The following is a 15,937-nucleotide window of genomic DNA, read 5'->3' on the forward strand; positions in this document are numbered from 1 at the left end:
GTCCTACCTTCCCCACCGAAGCGCCGCCGTGTGGACGGGCGCATCCCATAATTCGGTCAATTCGTCGTCGAGTCTCAGCACGGTGATCGAGCATCCCTGCATCTCCAGCGAGGTCGTGAAGTTCCCGACGAGGTGACGAGCCACGGAGATCCCGTGCTCTGCGAGTACCGCCGCCGCCCTCCGGAACACGATGTAGAGCTCGATTTCCGGCGTGCCCCCCATTCCGTTCACAAAGAGAAGAACATTGTCGCCGGATGCAAAAGGGAGGTCCTCGAGAATCGGGGCCAAGAGGCGATCGACAATCGCATCCGCAGGCTCGATCCCGATTCGCGCGCGCCCGGGTTCCCCGTGAATGCCGATGCCGATCTCGATCTCATCGTCAGCGAGGTCGAAGCTCGGCTCCCCCGCGTGCGGAACCGTGCACGCCGTCAGGGCGACGCCCATCGATCGCGTCTGCGCGTTCACGCGCTCCGCGAGGCCCGCGACGGTGTCGAGGTCGTCGCCGCGCTCGGCCGAGGCACCCGCGATCTTCTCCACGAGCACCGTGCCTGCCACGCCTCGACGCCCCGCCGTGTACAGCGAGTCCTTGACGGCCACGTCGTCGTCGACGATGACGCTGCGCACCTCGATGTCCTCGGCGAGCGCGAGGTCGGATGCGGTCTCGAAGTTGAGGACGTCACCCGTGTAGTTCTTGACGATGTGGAGCACCCCGCGGCCTGCATCGACCGCCTTCGTCGCCTCCAGGATGGGGTCAGGCGTCGGGGAGGTGAACACGGGCCCAGGAACTGCCGCGTCGAGCATCCCGTACCCGACCAGGCCTCCGTGCATCGGCTCGTGACCAGAACCGCCACCGGACACGATGCCGACCTTGCCGGCCACCGGCGCGTCGTTGCGCACGAGGAACGCCGGCTCCGGAGCGACCCGGAGAATGTCGGCGTGTGCGAGCGCCATGCCTTCCAGCGCTTCTTTGACAACGTCCTTCGGATCGTTGATCAGCTTTTTCACGATCATCCTCTCGACGAGATATTGGCGGCAGCATTGCAACCAGGCCCAGCCTAGTGCCGCCGACTTGTCACGATTCGGGGAAATTCCCTCGTAACACGCGCGTATTAGTTCGCGCTGTGCCTAGGGTGAGGCACCGCTCAATCGCGGCACGGGCTCGCCCCGTATCGAACTTCCCAGAAAGGCAATCCCGTGGATCTAGGATCGATCTTCTTGGCCGAGCTGGTGGGCACCGCAGTGCTCGTCCTCCTCGGTTGCGGTGTCGTCGCCAACGTCGTCCTCAAAGGCACGAAGGGCAACGGCGGCGGCTGGCTCCTCATCAACTTCGGCTGGGGCTTCGCCGTCTTCATCGGCGTGCTCTCGTCTGCGGCCTCCGGCGGCCAGCTCAACCCAGCAGTGACGCTGGGCCTCGCGGCCAACGCCCTCGCGAACGGCGACCCGATCGACGGAGGAGAGATCGGGCTGCGCATTCTCGCCCAGCTGATCGGTGCCATCCTCGGAGCCGTCATCGTGTGGCTCGCCTACAAGCTGCACTTCGACGACGAACCCGACCCGGCCTCCAAGCTCGCGGTCTTCGCCACCGGCCCGGCGAAGCGCAGCCTCGGCTGGAACACCGTGACCGAGATCATCGCGACGTTCGTCCTCGTCCTCGCGGTCATCGCCTTCACGAACTTCCCGGGGATCCTCGGCAGCGACCTCGGATCGACCGCACCCGATTCGACGAGCCTCGGCAACCTCGCGCCGCTCGCCGTCGCGATCGTCGTGGTCTCCATCGGCGCGAGCCTCGGTGGCCCGACCGGATACGCCATCAACCCAGCACGTGACCTCGGGCCCCGCCTCGCGCACGCCTTCCTCCCCATCAAGGGCAAGGGTGGCAGCGACTGGAGCTACTCGTGGGTCCCCATCGTCGGACCGATCATCGGCGGCATCCTCGCGGGCCTCGTCGGCACCGCGATCCTGCCAGGCGTCACCGCCTAGCACCCGCGAGCACACCACCACGTCTTCGGGGCCGGACTCCTCACAGATCCGGCCCCGAAACTGTCTGCATGACACCACCCGCGATGCTCGCGCCAGGTCGGCATCGCTGTCACCACCACTGGCACATCACCATCTCTGACAAGGGAGTCATTCCGTGAGCAAGTACGTCATCGCCATCGACCAGGGCACCACCTCCTCTCGAGCCATCGTCTTCGACCACTCAGGGTCGATCGTGTCCACGGGGCAGCTCGAACACGAGCAGATCTTCCCGCAGGCCGGCTGGGTCGAGCACGACCCGAAGGAGATCTGGAACAACACGCGAGAGGTCATCGGCCAGGCGCTCTCGAAGGCGAACATCACCAGGCACGACATCGCCACGATCGGCATCACCAACCAGCGCGAGACGGCCGTGGTCTGGGACAAGACCACCGGCGAGCCGGTCTACAACGCGATCGTCTGGCAGGACACGCGCACTCAGGCCATCGTGGACCGCCTGGCGGCCGACGGCGGCGTCGAGCGGTTCAAGGACACCGTGGGCCTGCCCCTCGCCACCTACTTCTCCGGCACCAAGATCGTCTGGATCCTCGAGAACGTCGACGGAGCGCGCGAGCGAGCCGAGGCAGGCGACCTCATCTTCGGCACGACCGACAGCTGGGTGCTCTGGAACCTGACGGGCGGGGTGAATGGGGGCGTGCACGTCACCGACGTCACGAACGCCTCCCGAACGCTCTTCATGGACCTCGAGACGCTGGCCTGGGACCAGTCGATCCTGGACGCCTTCGGTGTTCCAGCGTCGATGCTCCCCGAGATCAAGTCCTCGTCCGAGGTCTACGGACACGCGAGCACGCAGTCGCTCCTCCGCGAAGTCCCGATCTCCGGCATCCTCGGCGACCAGCAGGCGGCGACGTTCGGGCAGACAGCCTTCACGTCCGGCGAGGCCAAGAACACCTACGGCACCGGGTCCTTCCTCATCTACAACACCGGCGAGAAGATCGTGAAGTCCGAGAACGGGCTCCTCACGACGCTCTGCTACAAGCTCGGCGACGCGGCTCCCGTCTACGCGCTCGAGGGCTCGATCGCCGTGACCGGCTCGCTGGTCCAGTGGCTCCGCGACAACCTGGGTCTCATCAACTCGGCACCGGAGATCGAAGAGCTGGCGAGCAAGGTCGAGGACAACGGCGGCACGTACATCGTCCCCGCGTTCTCGGGCCTCTTCGCGCCGTACTGGCGACCGGATGCACGAGGCGCCATCGTCGGTCTGACGCGCTTCGTCAACAAGAACCACATCGCGCGTGCAGCGCTGGAATCCACGGCGTACCAGACGCGCGACGTCCTCGAGGCGTCGAACGCTGACTCAGGCGTGCCCCTCGCCGAGCTCAAGGTCGACGGCGGCATGGTCGCCAACGACACGCTCATGCAGTTCCAGGCCGACATCCTCAACACCGATGTCGTTCGCCCCGTGGTCACGGAGACAACCGCACTCGGCGCCGCCTACGCGGCCGGCCTCGCAGTCGGGTTCTGGAAGGACCTCGACGAGGTGTCCGCCAACTGGCAGGAGGACAAGCGCTGGACCCCGCAGATGCCGGAAGAGGAGCGCGAGCGCCTCTACCGCAACTGGAAGAAGGCCGTCTCGAAGACGCTTGACTGGGTCGACGACGACGTCTCGTAGTCCGGGCAACGCAGAGAACACGTCGAGGCCCTCAGCAGCACCTGCTGAGGGCCTCGGCCGTTCTCCGTGGTCTGAGCTGCGTCGGGGTCAGGCGGCGCGTGTCGCGGCGACCCAGGCGTCGAGGGTCTCGATCGCCCGCCCGCTGTCGATGCTCGCCGCTGCATCCACGATCCTGGCTGACAGCCGCTCCCGGAGGGGCCGCTCGGCGGCCTCGGGATTCTGCGCGAGGTCGTAGGCGACGAGGCCAGCGGCGGCGTTGAGCAGCACGATGTCGCGGACGGCACCGTGTCGCTTCCCGGACAGGACGTCGCGGGCGATGGCGGCGTTCTCCTCTGGCAGGCCTCCGAGGAGCTCCTGCATGTCGTACGTGCCGAGGCCGACGTCGCGCGGATGAAGGTCGTGCTCCGTGATCGCGCCGTTCGAGACCTCCCAGATGTGGCTGTATCCCGTGACGCTCAACTCGTCGAGCCCGTCGTCTCCTCGGAAGACGAGTGCCGTCGCACCGCGCGTGCGGAACACGCCGGTGATGAGGGGGATCGCCGCCTGGCGTGCCACGCCGACCGCCGAAGCCTCCGGTCGTGCTGGGTTGGTGAGCGGGCCGAGCAGGTTGAACACGGTGGGGACGCCGAGCTCGCCGCGCACCTTCCGCGCGTGCCCGAAGCCCGGATGGAACTGCGCCGCGTACACGAACGTCAGGCCGACCTCCTCGAAGATCCGCTTCACGCGCACCGGATCGGCCGTGTGCACGGCGCCGAGCGCCGAGAGGACGTCGCTGGAGCCCGACTTCGCGCTGGACGCACCGCCGCCGTGCTTGACGACCGGCACCCCGGCCCCAGCGCAGACCATCGACGACATGGTCGACACGTTGACGGTTCCGACCATGTCACCGCCGGTGCCGACGATGTCGAGCGCCATCGGCGGCACATCGAGCGGCACCGCGTGCTCGAGGATCGCGTCCCGGAAGCCGACGACCTCCTCGACCGTCTCCCCCTTCGCACGGAGCGCCACGAGGAACGCCGCGAGCCGAGCCTCGCTCACCTCGCCCGCCATCACCTGGCGCATCGCCCACGTCGCCTGCGCGACGCTCAGGTCCTCACCGCCAAGCAGCTTCTCGAGCAGTCCGGGCCAGGTCTCGGTCGAAGTCATGCAGGAAACGATAGTCGTCCACCACCCAGGCACACCTAATCGGACGCGACCCGCCGGTCGGGCCCGCCTTGTCTCGGGAGCCTGGGAAATCGGTCATAATGGTCAGGTGACTGCTGCAACCTCCGCTCAGGCCGTGCACACGGTCCATCGCCCCAATACGACTGCCATCGGCGTCATCGTTTGGCTCGGTAGCGAAGTGATGTTCTTCGCTGGGCTCTTCGCGATCTTCTTCACACTGCGCTCAATGGCGCCGGAGCAGTTCGCCGAAGGCCACAGCGTGCTGAACGTCCCCTTCGCGACCATCAACACGCTCATCCTCGTGAGCTCGTCGTTCACGTGCCAGTTCGGCACGTTCGCGGCTGAGCGCGAGCAGGCGCGTGCGACCGGCAAGAGCCCCAAGCACTGGGGCGCCATCGAATGGTTCTACCTCACGGTCCTTCTCGGCGGCATCTTCGTCGCGGGCCAGGTCTGGGAGTACGCCACGCTCGTGAGCGAGGGCTACGTCCTCAACCTCAACGCGTACACGAGCGCCTTCTACATGACGACCGGCTTCCACGGCCTGCACGTGACCGGCGGACTCGTCACGTTCCTCCTCGTCATCGGCCGCATGTACTCGGCCAGGCGCATGGGCACCCGCGAGGTCAGCAGCGCGCTGGGCATCTCCTACTACTGGCACTTCGTCGACGTGGTCTGGGTTGCACTCTTCTTCGTCATCTACCTGCTGCCCTACTTCTCGTAGCCCGATCCTGGAGAACACCCAAATGTTCCGAACCACCAAGCCACGGACTGCGAAGACGGCGACCCGCAAGACGGCACGCCGCCGCACCCCTCTCGCCACCGCCGCACTCCTCGGAGCCGGCCTCCTCCTCACCGGAGGCGCGTACACCGCGATCGACTCCGCGACGACGGCGGCCGCAGCACAAGGTGCCGCCCCCGCCGCGGCGAGCGACATCGAGAACGGTGCTGCGCTCTTCGGCGCGAACTGCGCGACCTGCCATGGCATGAACGCCGCCGGTACGGAGAACGGTCCGAGCCTCATCGGCGTCGGAGCAGCCGCCGTCGACTTCCAGGTCGGAACCGGCCGCATGCCGATGCAGGCGAACGCCGCCCAGGCGCCCGCGAAGCCCGTCCAGTTCGACGAGCAGGGCATCAGCGACCTCGCGGACTACGTGGCATCGCTGGCTCCCGGCCCCGCTGTCCCGGACGAGCAGTACCTGCAGGCCGACGGCGACGCGGCACGCGGCGCCGAGCTCTTCCGCATCAACTGCGCGATGTGCCACAACGTGGCCGGCGCTGGCGGCGCCCTGACCGAGGGCAAGTTCGCTCCCGAGCTCATGACCGTCGAGCCGGTGCACCTCTACGAGGCCATGATCACCGGCCCGCAGAACATGCCCGTCTTCAACGACGCGAACCTCACCCCCCAGGACAAGGCCGACATCATCACGGCCATCCGCTGGCAGACCGAGGTCACGGGCACGATCGGCGGCAACAGCCTCGGATCGCTCGGACCCGTCTCCGAAGGCCTCTTCATCTGGATCTTCGGGATCGGTGCCGGCGTCGCCATGGCGGTCTGGATCGCCACTCGACCGAACTAGTGCTGGCTGAGACCTGGCACAGGCACCCAAGACATACTGCAGCTGAACAGACACACCCAGAAAGGGATCACCATGGCTGATGGCGAACACGGCGGAGAGCTTCGCACTGCTCCTTCGTCGGAGCGGGCGCCTCACATCGGGACCGCGATCCTTCCCAAGGACGGCTTCGAGAACCCTGGCATGCCGGCGCACCGCGACCGGATCACCGACGTAGACCCCGCACAGGCGAAGCGCACCGAGCGCATCCTCGTCGCGCTCTTCGTCTTTTCGGCGCTCGCCAGCATCTTCGCTGTCGTCGCCTACTTCGTGTGGCCTATCAGCCGCGAGGACATCTCCACGGTGCGGGCGAACAACATGTTCCTCGGCATCGGCATCGCCCTCGCCATGCTCGCCATCGGAATCGGCACGGTCGCCTGGTCGAAGTACCTCATGGCCGACCACGAGATGGCCGAAGCACGCCACCCCGGCAAGGGTTCGCCCGCGACACGCTCGCGCGCCGTCGAGATCTTCGCGCAGGCCAACGAGGAATCCGGCTTCAGCCGCCGCAAGCTGTTCCGCAACTCGCTCATCGGTGCGCTCGTCGCGATGCCGCTTCCCGGCATCGTCCTCTTCCGCGACCTCTACAACGGAAACAACCCGGACCCGGTCGAATCCCTCTCGCACACCATGTGGGAAGAAGGGACGCGCCTTGTCCGCGACCCTACGGGCACGCCGATCCGCGCAGCTGACGTCACGTACGGCTCCGCGTTCCACGTGATCCCGGACGGCCTCATCGACCTCGAGCACCACCTGCTCGAGGAGAAGGCCAAGGCCGTCGTCCTGCTGATGCGTCTCCCCGCAGACCAGCTCAACGAGCGCGAAGACCGAGCGGGGTGGTCGTACGACGGCATCGTCGCCTACTCCAAGGTCTGCACGCACGTCGGCTGCCCTGTCGCTCTGTACGAGCAGCAGACGCACCACCTGCTCTGCCCCTGCCACCAGTCGCAGTTCGACGTCAAGAACCACTGCGAGGTCATCTTCGGACCCGCTGGTCGTCCGCTCCCGCAGCTGCCGATCGCCGTCGACGACGAGGGCTACCTGATCGCGCAGAGCGACTTCACCGAACCTGTCGGACCGAGCTTCTGGGAGCGACGCCATGACTACAACGTATAAAGCTCCGGTCCGCGAAGGCGGCTTCATCGCTGGCGCCGCCAACTACCTCGACGAGCGCACCACGATCTCGGGCGCGGTCAAGGAGTTCGGCCGCAAGATCTTCCCGGACCACTGGTCTTTCATGCTCGGTGAGATCGCGCTCTACAGCTTCGTCGTCATCCTGCTTTCCGGCACGTTCCTGACGTTCTTCTTCGACCCGTCGATGGCGCACGTCGAATACGAAGGCTCCTACCTGCCCCTCAAGGGCATGGGCATGTCAGCCGCGATGGCATCCACGCTCGACATCTCGTTCGACATCCGCGGCGGCCTCCTCATGCGCCAGGTGCACCACTGGGCGGCCCTGCTGTTCGTGGCCTCCATCGGCCTGCACATGCTGCGCGTCTTCTTCACGGGCGCGTTCCGCAAGCCGCGCGAGCTCAACTGGGTCGTCGGCTTCGTGCTCTTCATCCTCGCGATGGCTGAGGGCTTCACGGGCTATTCGCTCCCCGACGATCTGCTCTCCGGCAACGGCCTGCGCATCATCGACGGCATCATGAAGGGCATCCCGCTCGTCGGAACGTGGGTCTCGTTCCTGTTCTTCGGCGGCGAGTTCCCCGGCACCGAGATCGTCGGCCGCCTGTACTCCTTGCACATCATGATCCTGCCCGCGATGGTCATCCTGTTCATCGCGCTGCACCTTGCCCTCATGGTGATCAACAAGCACACCCAGTGGCCTGGACCCGGCCGTACGAACGGCAATGTCGTCGGAAACCCGGTCCTGCCGGTCTTCGCCGGCAAGGCCGGAGGATTCTTCTTCCTCATCTTCGGCCTCATCTTCCTGATCGCGTCGTTCTTCTCGATCAACCCGGTCTGGAACTACGGCCCGTACGACCCGTCCCCCGTGTCCGCTGGAACCCAGCCTGACTGGTACATCGGCTTCGCCGACGGAATGCTCCGCCTCATCCCACCGGGCTGGGAGGTGTACTGGTTCAACCACACGTGGTCGTTCGCGATCCTGACACCGCTCATCGTCATCGGCATCTTCATCGTGCTGGTCGTCGTGTACCCCTTCATCGAGGCCTGGATCACGGGCGACAAGCGCGAGCACCACCTGCTTGACCGTCCGCGCAACGCTCCGACCCGTACCGCCATCGGTGCTGCCGGTGTCACGTTCTACGCGGTCATGTGGGCAGCGGCAAGCTCGGACCTCATGGCGACGCACTTCCACCTCGCGATGGAACATGTCATCCACTTCCTCCAGGTGATGCTCATCCTCGGCCCGATCATCGCGTACATCGCCACGAAGCGAATCTGCATCGGCCTGCAGAAGCGTGACCGTTCGCTCGCGCTCCACGGTGTGGAGTCGGGTCGTGTCCTTCGCCTCCCGCACGGTGAGTTCGTCGAGGTTGAGGTTCCTCTGGACAAGTACGACCGCTGGGAGCTGGTCTCCTACAACGAGCAGGCTCCGATCATGCTTCGTCCGAATTCGGATGGCAAGATCACGGCGCCTATGCGCGTGCGTGCCGCCCTGTCCCGATGGTTCTTCGAGGACCGTGTCGAGCCGGTCGCCAAAGGCGAGCTCGAGCAGGCACACCACGGCCACCACTAGGTCGTAGCCAACTCCTGTGGCAGCCTCCTGGGCTGCAAATGGGGCTGTCAGATCCGCACACATGCGGTCTGGCAGCCCCATTCTCGTCTGAGCTCGAAGCTCGAGCCAGGATGGAGCAGCTTGCCTCGTGGATGGAGGCGAGCGATACTTGCTTGGCCGTCGGCGTCACTGTCGGCTTCAGCGTCCGCCCCGACGTGGCCGAGGTCGAGGTCAGCACGGAGCCGGCCTGCTGCGGGCGCCCCGGGGCGCAGGGCGCAGAAGCAGCATGGCCAAATGTTGTCGACCGAGCAGTCCCAGAGCCCCGCCGCCTTTGGGGGTAGGAAACGACCGTGGACGCAGGCTCGGCGTTCCAGGGGCCACCTGTGGTCGCCTCTCCGCACGAAGGAGAGCTGCAACTGCTCCCCGATTCGAGCCGGTGCGTGTCATCGATGCGCGCGCACCCGTTGCGGACTGGATCTCGAGCACCCGGGCTCCCCCATCACTCGTGTTGACCGGCCGTAGGAGGCACCGCAGCCGCAGTCTCTGCATCGTCACGGGCGGGACGCTGTTCGTCCTCGCCCCGTGGCCCAGCGCTCGGCCCCTCGAGGGCTGAAATTCGACGTTCTTCGTGCAACGTCGACGGGGTTCAGGACTCCGCATAATCAGCAGCGAGGGGTTCGCCTGCCCCCGCTTCTCTGCACCGCTCCACCAGGCCGAGACGCGCTCATGGTCCCCTTGCGAGAAGTCTGTGCCCCCTCGGATGATGAGTGCCTGTCTCCTCTTCCTCCTGGCTCAGGTCGCGGACAACCCAGCCGCACGTGCCTGTCCCGCCGATGACCGGATACGGGCCGGGCAGACGCCGTGCACGCGCACGTGGGGCCCATGTCGAGGCCCATATCCCCCGGCCCTCACCAGCGCCACGCAAGCACTGGATGGCACTCCCCTACCGCGTGGACCCGGCGTGCGGGGAACACAGGCAAAAAGGCCCGCCCCTCGTGAGAGGGACGGGCCAGAAGCCTTAGGACAGCGCCTAGTGGGCGTAGCGTCCGCGGTAGTACTCGAACACCCAGCCGACGATCGCGATGATGAACAGCGGGGCCGCGAAGTACGCGAACCACCATCCACCGATCGACAGGCCCAGGAAGATCAGGCCGACGGCGAGGGCCAGCACGAACGGCCACCAGCTCTGCGGCGGGAAGAACCCGAGCTCGGGGTCGGCGTCAGCGATCTCCCCGTCGAGACGATCCTCCGGGAGGACGTGCACGCGGAAAGGCTTGGCGGAGCTGCCCAGGTAGAACGCGACGAACGCCACGAACAGACCAGACAGCGCCAGTGCGACGATGCCGACCCACTCGTAGTGGCCGAGAGCCGCACGAGTCCACAGGACGTAGATGACGGTCACAACCGCGTAGAAGACGGCGAGGACCCAGAGGAGGCGGGCTGAGGTCTTCACTCTCGTTCTCCGATCTTGTCGTTGACGGGCGTCAGGTCACGGTATCCGTGTGGTGCGACCTCGGGGTGGTTGAGGTCGAACGCGGGGCGCTCCGAACGGATGCGCGGGATGGACGTGAAGTTGTGTCGCGGCGGCGGGCAGCTGGTTGCCCACTCGAGCGAGGAGCCGTAGCCCCACGGGTCGTCGACCGTGACCTTCGGCGCATTGCGCGCGGTGAGGAAGATGTTCAAGAAGAACGGCAGGAGCGAGATGGCGAGCACGAACGCGCCGATCGTCGACAGCTGGTTCATCCACGTGAAGTTGTCCTCGGGCTGGTAGGTGGCGTACCTACGCGGCATGCCCATCACACCGAGCCAGTGCTGGATGAGGAACGTCATGTGGAAGCCGATGAACAGCAACCAGAACTGGATCTTGCCGAGGCGCTCGTTGAGCATCTTGCCGGTCCACTTCGGCCACCAGAAGAAGGCACCGGCGAACATCGCGAACACGATGGTGCCGAAGACCACGTAGTGGAAGTGCGCCACCACGAAGTAGGTGTCCGACACGTGGAAGTCAAGCATCGGCGAGGCCAGGATGACTCCGGTCAGGCCACCGAAGACGAACGTGACGAGGAAGCCGAGCGAGAAGAGCATGGGCGTCTCGAACGTCACCGAGCCTCGCCAGAGAGTTCCGATCCAGTTGAAGATCTTCACTCCGGTGGGCACGGCGATCAGCATCGTCATGAGCGCGAAGAACGGCAGGAGCACGGTGCCGGTCACGTACATGTGGTGCGCCCACACGGACGCTGACAGGGCGGCGATCGCGATCGTCGCGTAGACGAGGGTCTTGTAGCCGAAGATCGGCTTCCTGCTGAAGGCCGGGAAGATCTCGGAGACGATGCCGAAGAACGGCAGAGCGAGCACGTAGACCTCTGGATGCCCGAAGAACCAGAACAGGTGCTGATAGAGGATCGCACCACCGGCCTCGACGTCGTAGATGTGCGTGAGGAACACGCGATCCATGAGGAGACCGAACCAGGCGGCAGCGAGGACCGGGAAGGCGAAGAGAACGAGGATCGACGTGATCATCGCGTTCCAGGTAAAGATCGGCATGCGCCACATCGTCATGCCGGGCGCGCGCATGGTGATGATCGTCGTGATGAAGTTCACGGCACCGAAGATCGTCGCGAAGCCTGTCGCCGCGAGACCGGCCACCCAGAGGTTGCCGCCTACGCCTGGGGAATAGGTGGTCGTCGACAAGGGGACGTAGGCCGTCCAGCCGAAGGATGCCGCACCTCCTGGCGTGAGGAAGCCGCCGACCGCGATGAGCGCGCCGAAGGTGAAGAGCCAGAAGGCGAAGGCGTTGAGTCGCGGGAAGGCGACGTCGGCCGTGCCGATCTGCAGAGGCACGAGGACGTTCGCGAAGCCGGAGAACAGCGGCGTTCCGAACATGAGCAGCATGATCGTGCCGTGCATGGTGAAGAGCTGGTTGTACTGCTCTTTCGTGTCGATGATCTCCATGCCCGGCTCGAAGAGCTGGGTACGGATGACCAGCGCCATCACACCACCGATGCAGAACCAGACGAAGCTGGAGATCAGGTACATGTACCCGATGGTCTTGTGGTCCGTCGAGGTGATCCAGGAAACGAGGACATTGCCCTTGCGCTCGACTGAGCTGCTAGGAGCGGTGGTCGCCTCAGAGACCGGGGTGATGCCTGGACGGTTCAGCGTTGACGTCATATTCGTCGCCCCTATTCCGACTCGTGGTTGAACTCGGGAACATCAGTGCCCGGAAGGTTCTGGTTGCGGTTGTAGTCGTCTCCGTGGGAGCCGACGTTGCCCGCCGCGCGAAGCTCGGCGATGTAGGCGTTGTACTCGGCCTGCGAGACGACCTCGACCTGGAAGAGCATCATCGAGTGGTACTCGCCGCAGAGCTCGGCGCACTTGCCCATGTACGTTCCTTCACGCTCTGGGACGAACGACATGGTGTTGGTGTGGCCGGGGATGTTGTCGATCTTGTAGTGGAAGTCGACGATCCAGAAGGAGTGGATGACGTCGCGCGACTTGATGTCGAGCGTGACGTTCGCACCGACCGGGAGGACGAGCTTTGGCAACGCAGCCTCGTCGACCTCTCCGGTGGCGGCGCCGCGCTCGCCGCCCTCGGACGGCTCGCGGATCTCCTGCGCCTGGATTCCCTCGTAGTAGACACCGGAGTCGTACTCGGTGTTGCTCGTGGGCAGGTAGTTGAAGTCCCACGCCCACTGCTTGCCGTAGACCTCGATCTTCACGTCCTGCTCTTCTTCGGCGAAGTTGGAGACGACCGGGGCCTCCTCACGCACGGTGAAGGCGAAGAAGCCTGCGACCAGGATGACCGGGACCACGGTGAAGAGGATCTCGATGGGCATGTGGTAGCGCAGCTGCGCCGGCAGGCCCTTCTCGCCCTTGCGGCGGCGGAACAGAACTGACGCCCAGATGATGAGACCCCAGGTGATCCCTCCCACGACGAGGAGGATGATCCAGGAGTTCACCCAGAAGTTCGTGAAGGCGTCGGAATGGTTGGTGACACCAGGGTCACCGGGCATGTAGCCCCGTAGTTCTTGCGACGTGCAGCCAGCCAGGATCAGAATCAGGGCTGCTGCAATTGGAGCGGCGAACCACTTCACGCGGCGGGTGTCTCGCACGGCAAACCTTTCGAGGTGACGCATACAGGTTGCTGTCAGTCTAGTGCGAATCGGAAGGGTCGATGACCCGGGGCGCGCGGGGACGACAAAACGGCGCGGTCAGAGACCGCGCCGTTTCGGGTGTGTCGCGAAGGTGAGCCCCGCGTGTCGAGTCAGTGGAAGGAGTCGCCACAAGCACAGGAACCCTGCGCACTCGGGTTGTCGATCGTGAAGCCCTGCTTCTGGATCGTGTCCTCGAAGTCGATCTTCGCGTTGTCAAGGTAGGGAACGCTCATCGGATCGACGATGACTTCCACGCCATCGAAGTCGACCGTCGCGTCGCCGTCGAGGATGCGCTCGTCGAAGAACAGCTGGTAGATGAGGCCGGAGCATCCTCCTGGCTGGACGGCGATGCGCAGTCGCAGGCCACCCTCGCTCTCCTGGCCGATCAGGTTCTTGATCTTGTCAAGGGCCGCCTGGGTCAGGGTCACGGAGTGCGTGGCCTCGCTCACGGTGATGCCTTCAAGAACTGCGCTCATGGATTCTCCTCGTGCTGCTGGGCGGGACGTCCTGCTCCCGCGCTCTTCACCTCAGTAACGGCGTATGGCTCCAGGGTATTCCTCCTCAGCCGGAATCGCATCAGCTGATGTCGGCATCCGGCCGCGCGAAGCGGAGGAGGAAGAGGCCTTCGGCCGAGATCGCGCGACGCATCACGCCGAGGTCCTGCGACTCGTTGGGGCTGTGCGCCATCGTGGCCGGGTCCTCCACTCCGGTCACGAGGATCTCGGCGTCGGGGTACACCTCTGCGAGGGCGGCGATGAATGGGATCGACCCGCCGATGCCCGTCTCGGCAGGCTCCGCGCCCCACCCGTCGCGCATCGCGGACTTCATGAGGCCGACCGCGGGTCCCGCGGTATCGACGAGGAACGGCTGCCCGACGTCCGGCTGGGTGATCTCGATGTGCGCTCCGAATGGGGCGCGCTCGGTGAGGTGACGCTCGATGGCAGCGTAGGCCTCCGCTGCGTCGTCACCTGGGGCGATGCGGGCCGAGAGGCGGACCGACACGACAGGAAGGAGCGTGTTGGACGCTTCAGCGACGCTCGGCGCATCGATGCCGGTGATGGTGATCGCGGGCTGGTTCCAGAGCCGATCGTGCATGCTCCCCCGCCCGATCGTCGAGACCCCCTCGAGGAGCTCTGCGTCGCGCCGGACGTCCGCCTCATCCCCGCCTGCTGGTCCCGCGCTGCGCGTGCCGAGACCAGCGACGGCGACCGCGCCATCCGCATCCCAGAGCGTGTCGAGCAGGCGCACAGTCGCGAGCATCGCGTCCGGCACGGCACCCCCGAGCATCCCTGAGTGAGAGGCATGACCGAGCGTTCGAACGGTGACCTTCATCGTCACGTTGCCGCGCAGGGAGACGGTCAGACCAGGAGTGGTCGTGGAGGGGTTGTCGCTGTCGGCCACGATGATCGCGTCAGCCCCGAGAGTTGCCCGATGCTTGGCGAGGAAGTCCGAGAAGCTGCGCGAGCCGTTCTCCTCCTCGCCTTCGATGAACACGGAGATGCCGATTCTGGGTCTCCCTGACGTGGCCGTGCTGAGCGCCTCGAGAGCCGCGATATGCGTCATGACTCCCGCCTTGTCGTCACTCGCGCCGCGCCCGTAGAGCCGCCCCTCGCGCAGCGTCGGCTCGAACGGCGGGGTTCGCCAGTCGTCGGCACTCCCCTGCGGCTGCACATCGTGGTGCGCGTAGAGCAGGACGGTGGGCTGACCCGGTTCGGCCTGTCGCGTCGCGATCACGGCAGGCTGGCCCGCGTAGCCCTCGGACGTCTCGACGCCGTCGATCTCGACGGAGTCGAACAGCTCGAGCTCACGCAAGAGCTCCGCTGTGCGTTCGGCGCTGCGCTGCACGTGCGCTCGGTCGAAGGCGTCCCAGGAGACGGACGGGATGCGGACGAGGCCGGAAAGTCGGGCGATCGTGCTGGGAAAACGGTCCTCGACCGCTTCGAGGAGTCGCTGTTCCTGATCGTGTGCATCGAGTGGGGCTTCGGGGAGAGTCATAGCGGTTAGGCTAAATCACACCAGAGTTCTTGAGAGGCATCATGTCGAAGCACGAGTCCAAGAGCGCCGAGACAGCATCGCTTCCCGCGAAGTCTCCGGCGAAGAAGCAGCAGCCGACCCCCACGAGGCGCGAGCGCGAAGCGCAGAACCTGCGTCCCCTCGTCCCAGAGGACCGCAAGCAGGCCAAGCGCGAGATGCAGGCGAAGGTCCGTATCGAGCAGGCGAAGGCACGTGAGGGGCTCGCCAAGGGCGACGACCGCTACCTCCGTCCGACCGAGCGTGGTCCGCAGAAGCGCTTCATGCGCAACTACATCGACGCGAGGTACTCGATTGGCGAGCTGCTGCTGCCGATGATGTTCCTCGTGATCTTCGCGACGTTCATCCCGAGCCAGTCGATCGGCATCTGGGCGATGAGCTTCATCTGGGCGTTCCTCGCCGTGTGCATCCTCGAGGCCGTCATGGTCGCCAACATGATCAAGCGCCGCATCGCCGCGGTCGTCGGCAAGGACAAGGTCGAGAAGGGCATCATGATCGGCACGATCGCCCGCTGCCTGCAGCTGCGAGTCATGCGCATGCCCAAGTCGCAGGTCAAGCGCGGCGCGAAGATCGAGTTCACCGGCAAGTAGTCGCGTCAGGGGCGCGACCGGCTGCCCGCAGAAAAACTCGAAGGCCCGAACGG

General features: G+C 65.6%; 14 protein-coding genes. 7 read left to right on the forward strand and 7 right to left on the reverse strand.

Features of this window, described 5'->3' with window-relative positions; genetic code table 11:
- Positions 1 to 3: 3 nt before the first annotated feature.
- Complete coding sequence (dhaK, locus tag HDC34_RS10460; protein WP_179556799.1) at positions 4 to 1,005, reverse strand: dihydroxyacetone kinase subunit DhaK; 1,002 nt, start codon at positions 1,003 to 1,005, stop codon at positions 4 to 6.
- Positions 1,006 to 1,194: 189 nt separating this feature from the next.
- Here dhaK and HDC34_RS10465 point away from each other — a divergent pair, with 189 nt between their 5' ends.
- Together HDC34_RS10465 and glpK are read left to right on the forward strand one after the other, a co-directional pair.
- Positions 1,195 to 1,980, forward strand: a complete 786-nt coding sequence (locus HDC34_RS10465) for an MIP/aquaporin family protein (RefSeq protein WP_179556800.1) — start codon at positions 1,195 to 1,197, stop codon at positions 1,978 to 1,980.
- A gap of 154 nt (positions 1,981 to 2,134) precedes the next feature.
- Positions 2,135 to 3,649, forward strand: a complete 1,515-nt coding sequence (gene glpK / locus HDC34_RS10470; protein ID WP_104311865.1) for a glycerol kinase GlpK — start codon at positions 2,135 to 2,137, stop codon at positions 3,647 to 3,649.
- Positions 3,650 to 3,736: 87 nt separating this feature from the next.
- Here glpK and trpD read toward each other — a convergent pair whose 3' ends face one another.
- Positions 3,737 to 4,795 (reverse strand): anthranilate phosphoribosyltransferase, encoded by a 1,059-nt coding sequence (gene trpD / locus HDC34_RS10475; RefSeq protein ID WP_179556801.1) that lies wholly within the window; start codon positions 4,793 to 4,795, stop codon positions 3,737 to 3,739.
- A 106-nt stretch (positions 4,796 to 4,901) separates the two neighbouring features.
- On the opposite strand from trpD, the gene HDC34_RS10480 reads away from it, so the two are divergent.
- The 4 genes from HDC34_RS10480 (at position 4,902) to HDC34_RS10495 (ending at position 9,130) form a co-directional block, all read left to right on the forward strand.
- The gene (locus HDC34_RS10480; protein ID WP_211890514.1) at positions 4,902 to 5,534 is read left to right on the forward strand and encodes a heme-copper oxidase subunit III; all 633 of its coding nucleotides are present in this window, start codon (positions 4,902 to 4,904) and stop codon (positions 5,532 to 5,534) included.
- A 22-nt stretch (positions 5,535 to 5,556) separates the two neighbouring features.
- Complete coding sequence (locus HDC34_RS10485; RefSeq protein ID WP_104252851.1) at positions 5,557 to 6,390, forward strand: c-type cytochrome; 834 nt, start codon at positions 5,557 to 5,559, stop codon at positions 6,388 to 6,390.
- A 72-nt stretch (positions 6,391 to 6,462) separates the two neighbouring features.
- On the forward strand, positions 6,463 to 7,542 hold the full coding sequence (locus HDC34_RS10490; protein ID WP_104311862.1) for a ubiquinol-cytochrome c reductase iron-sulfur subunit: 1,080 nt from the start codon (positions 6,463 to 6,465) through the stop codon (positions 7,540 to 7,542).
- Entirely contained in the window at positions 7,526 to 9,130 is a 1,605-nt protein-coding gene (locus HDC34_RS10495) for a cytochrome bc complex cytochrome b subunit (protein WP_104311861.1), read from the forward strand. Before HDC34_RS10490 ends, HDC34_RS10495 begins: the two co-directional genes overlap by 17 nt.
- Positions 9,131 to 10,139: 1,009 nt before the next feature.
- On the opposite strand, the gene HDC34_RS10500 is transcribed toward HDC34_RS10495, so the two are convergent.
- From HDC34_RS10500 to HDC34_RS10520, 5 genes are all read right to left on the reverse strand, one after another.
- Positions 10,140 to 10,562, reverse strand: a complete 423-nt coding sequence (locus HDC34_RS10500) for a cytochrome c oxidase subunit 4 (RefSeq protein WP_104252848.1) — start codon at positions 10,560 to 10,562, stop codon at positions 10,140 to 10,142.
- Positions 10,559 to 12,280, reverse strand: a complete 1,722-nt coding sequence (gene ctaD / locus HDC34_RS10505; RefSeq protein ID WP_104311859.1) for a cytochrome c oxidase subunit I — start codon at positions 12,278 to 12,280, stop codon at positions 10,559 to 10,561. The genes HDC34_RS10500 and ctaD overlap by 4 nt, the downstream gene beginning before the upstream one ends.
- An 11-nt stretch (positions 12,281 to 12,291) precedes the next feature.
- On the reverse strand, positions 12,292 to 13,245 hold the full coding sequence (gene coxB, locus HDC34_RS10510) for a cytochrome c oxidase subunit II (RefSeq protein ID WP_104311858.1): 954 nt from the start codon (positions 13,243 to 13,245) through the stop codon (positions 12,292 to 12,294).
- A gap of 128 nt (positions 13,246 to 13,373) precedes the next feature.
- Complete coding sequence (locus tag HDC34_RS10515) at positions 13,374 to 13,739, reverse strand: iron-sulfur cluster assembly accessory protein (protein WP_068476349.1); 366 nt, start codon at positions 13,737 to 13,739, stop codon at positions 13,374 to 13,376.
- Between the two features lie 100 nt (positions 13,740 to 13,839).
- The gene (locus HDC34_RS10520; protein WP_179556802.1) at positions 13,840 to 15,258 is read right to left on the reverse strand and encodes a dipeptidase; all 1,419 of its coding nucleotides are present in this window, start codon (positions 15,256 to 15,258) and stop codon (positions 13,840 to 13,842) included.
- Between the two features lie 41 nt (positions 15,259 to 15,299).
- On the opposite strand from HDC34_RS10520, the gene HDC34_RS10525 reads away from it, so the two are divergent.
- The gene (locus HDC34_RS10525; RefSeq protein WP_104311856.1) at positions 15,300 to 15,884 is read left to right on the forward strand and encodes a DUF3043 domain-containing protein; all 585 of its coding nucleotides are present in this window, start codon (positions 15,300 to 15,302) and stop codon (positions 15,882 to 15,884) included.
- Positions 15,885 to 15,937 lie beyond the last annotated feature (53 nt).

This window comes from Pseudoclavibacter sp. JAI123 (assembly GCF_013409665.1).
GTDB lineage: Bacteria > Actinomycetota > Actinomycetes > Actinomycetales > Microbacteriaceae > Pseudoclavibacter.

Bases quoted from the DNA above. Each gene is read 5' to 3' on its own strand.
- trpD (WP_179556801.1), bottom strand. From the start codon at position 4,795: ATGACTTCGACCGAGACCTGGCCCGGACTGCTCGAGAAGCTGCTTGGC.
- HDC34_RS10485 (WP_104252851.1), top strand. From the start codon at position 5,557: ATGTTCCGAACCACCAAGCCACGGACTGCGAAGACGGCGACCCGCAAG.
- HDC34_RS10490 (WP_104311862.1), top strand. From the start codon at position 6,463: ATGGCTGATGGCGAACACGGCGGAGAGCTTCGCACTGCTCCTTCGTCG.
- HDC34_RS10495 (WP_104311861.1), top strand. From the start codon at position 7,526: ATGACTACAACGTATAAAGCTCCGGTCCGCGAAGGCGGCTTCATCGCT.
- ctaD (WP_104311859.1), bottom strand. From the start codon at position 12,280: ATGACGTCAACGCTGAACCGTCCAGGCATCACCCCGGTCTCTGAGGCG.
- coxB (WP_104311858.1), bottom strand. From the start codon at position 13,245: ATGCGTCACCTCGAAAGGTTTGCCGTGCGAGACACCCGCCGCGTGAAG.
- HDC34_RS10515 (WP_068476349.1), bottom strand. From the start codon at position 13,739: ATGAGCGCAGTTCTTGAAGGCATCACCGTGAGCGAGGCCACGCACTCC.
- HDC34_RS10520 (WP_179556802.1), bottom strand. From the start codon at position 15,258: ATGACTCTCCCCGAAGCCCCACTCGATGCACACGATCAGGAACAGCGA.
- HDC34_RS10525 (WP_104311856.1), top strand. From the start codon at position 15,300: ATGTCGAAGCACGAGTCCAAGAGCGCCGAGACAGCATCGCTTCCCGCG.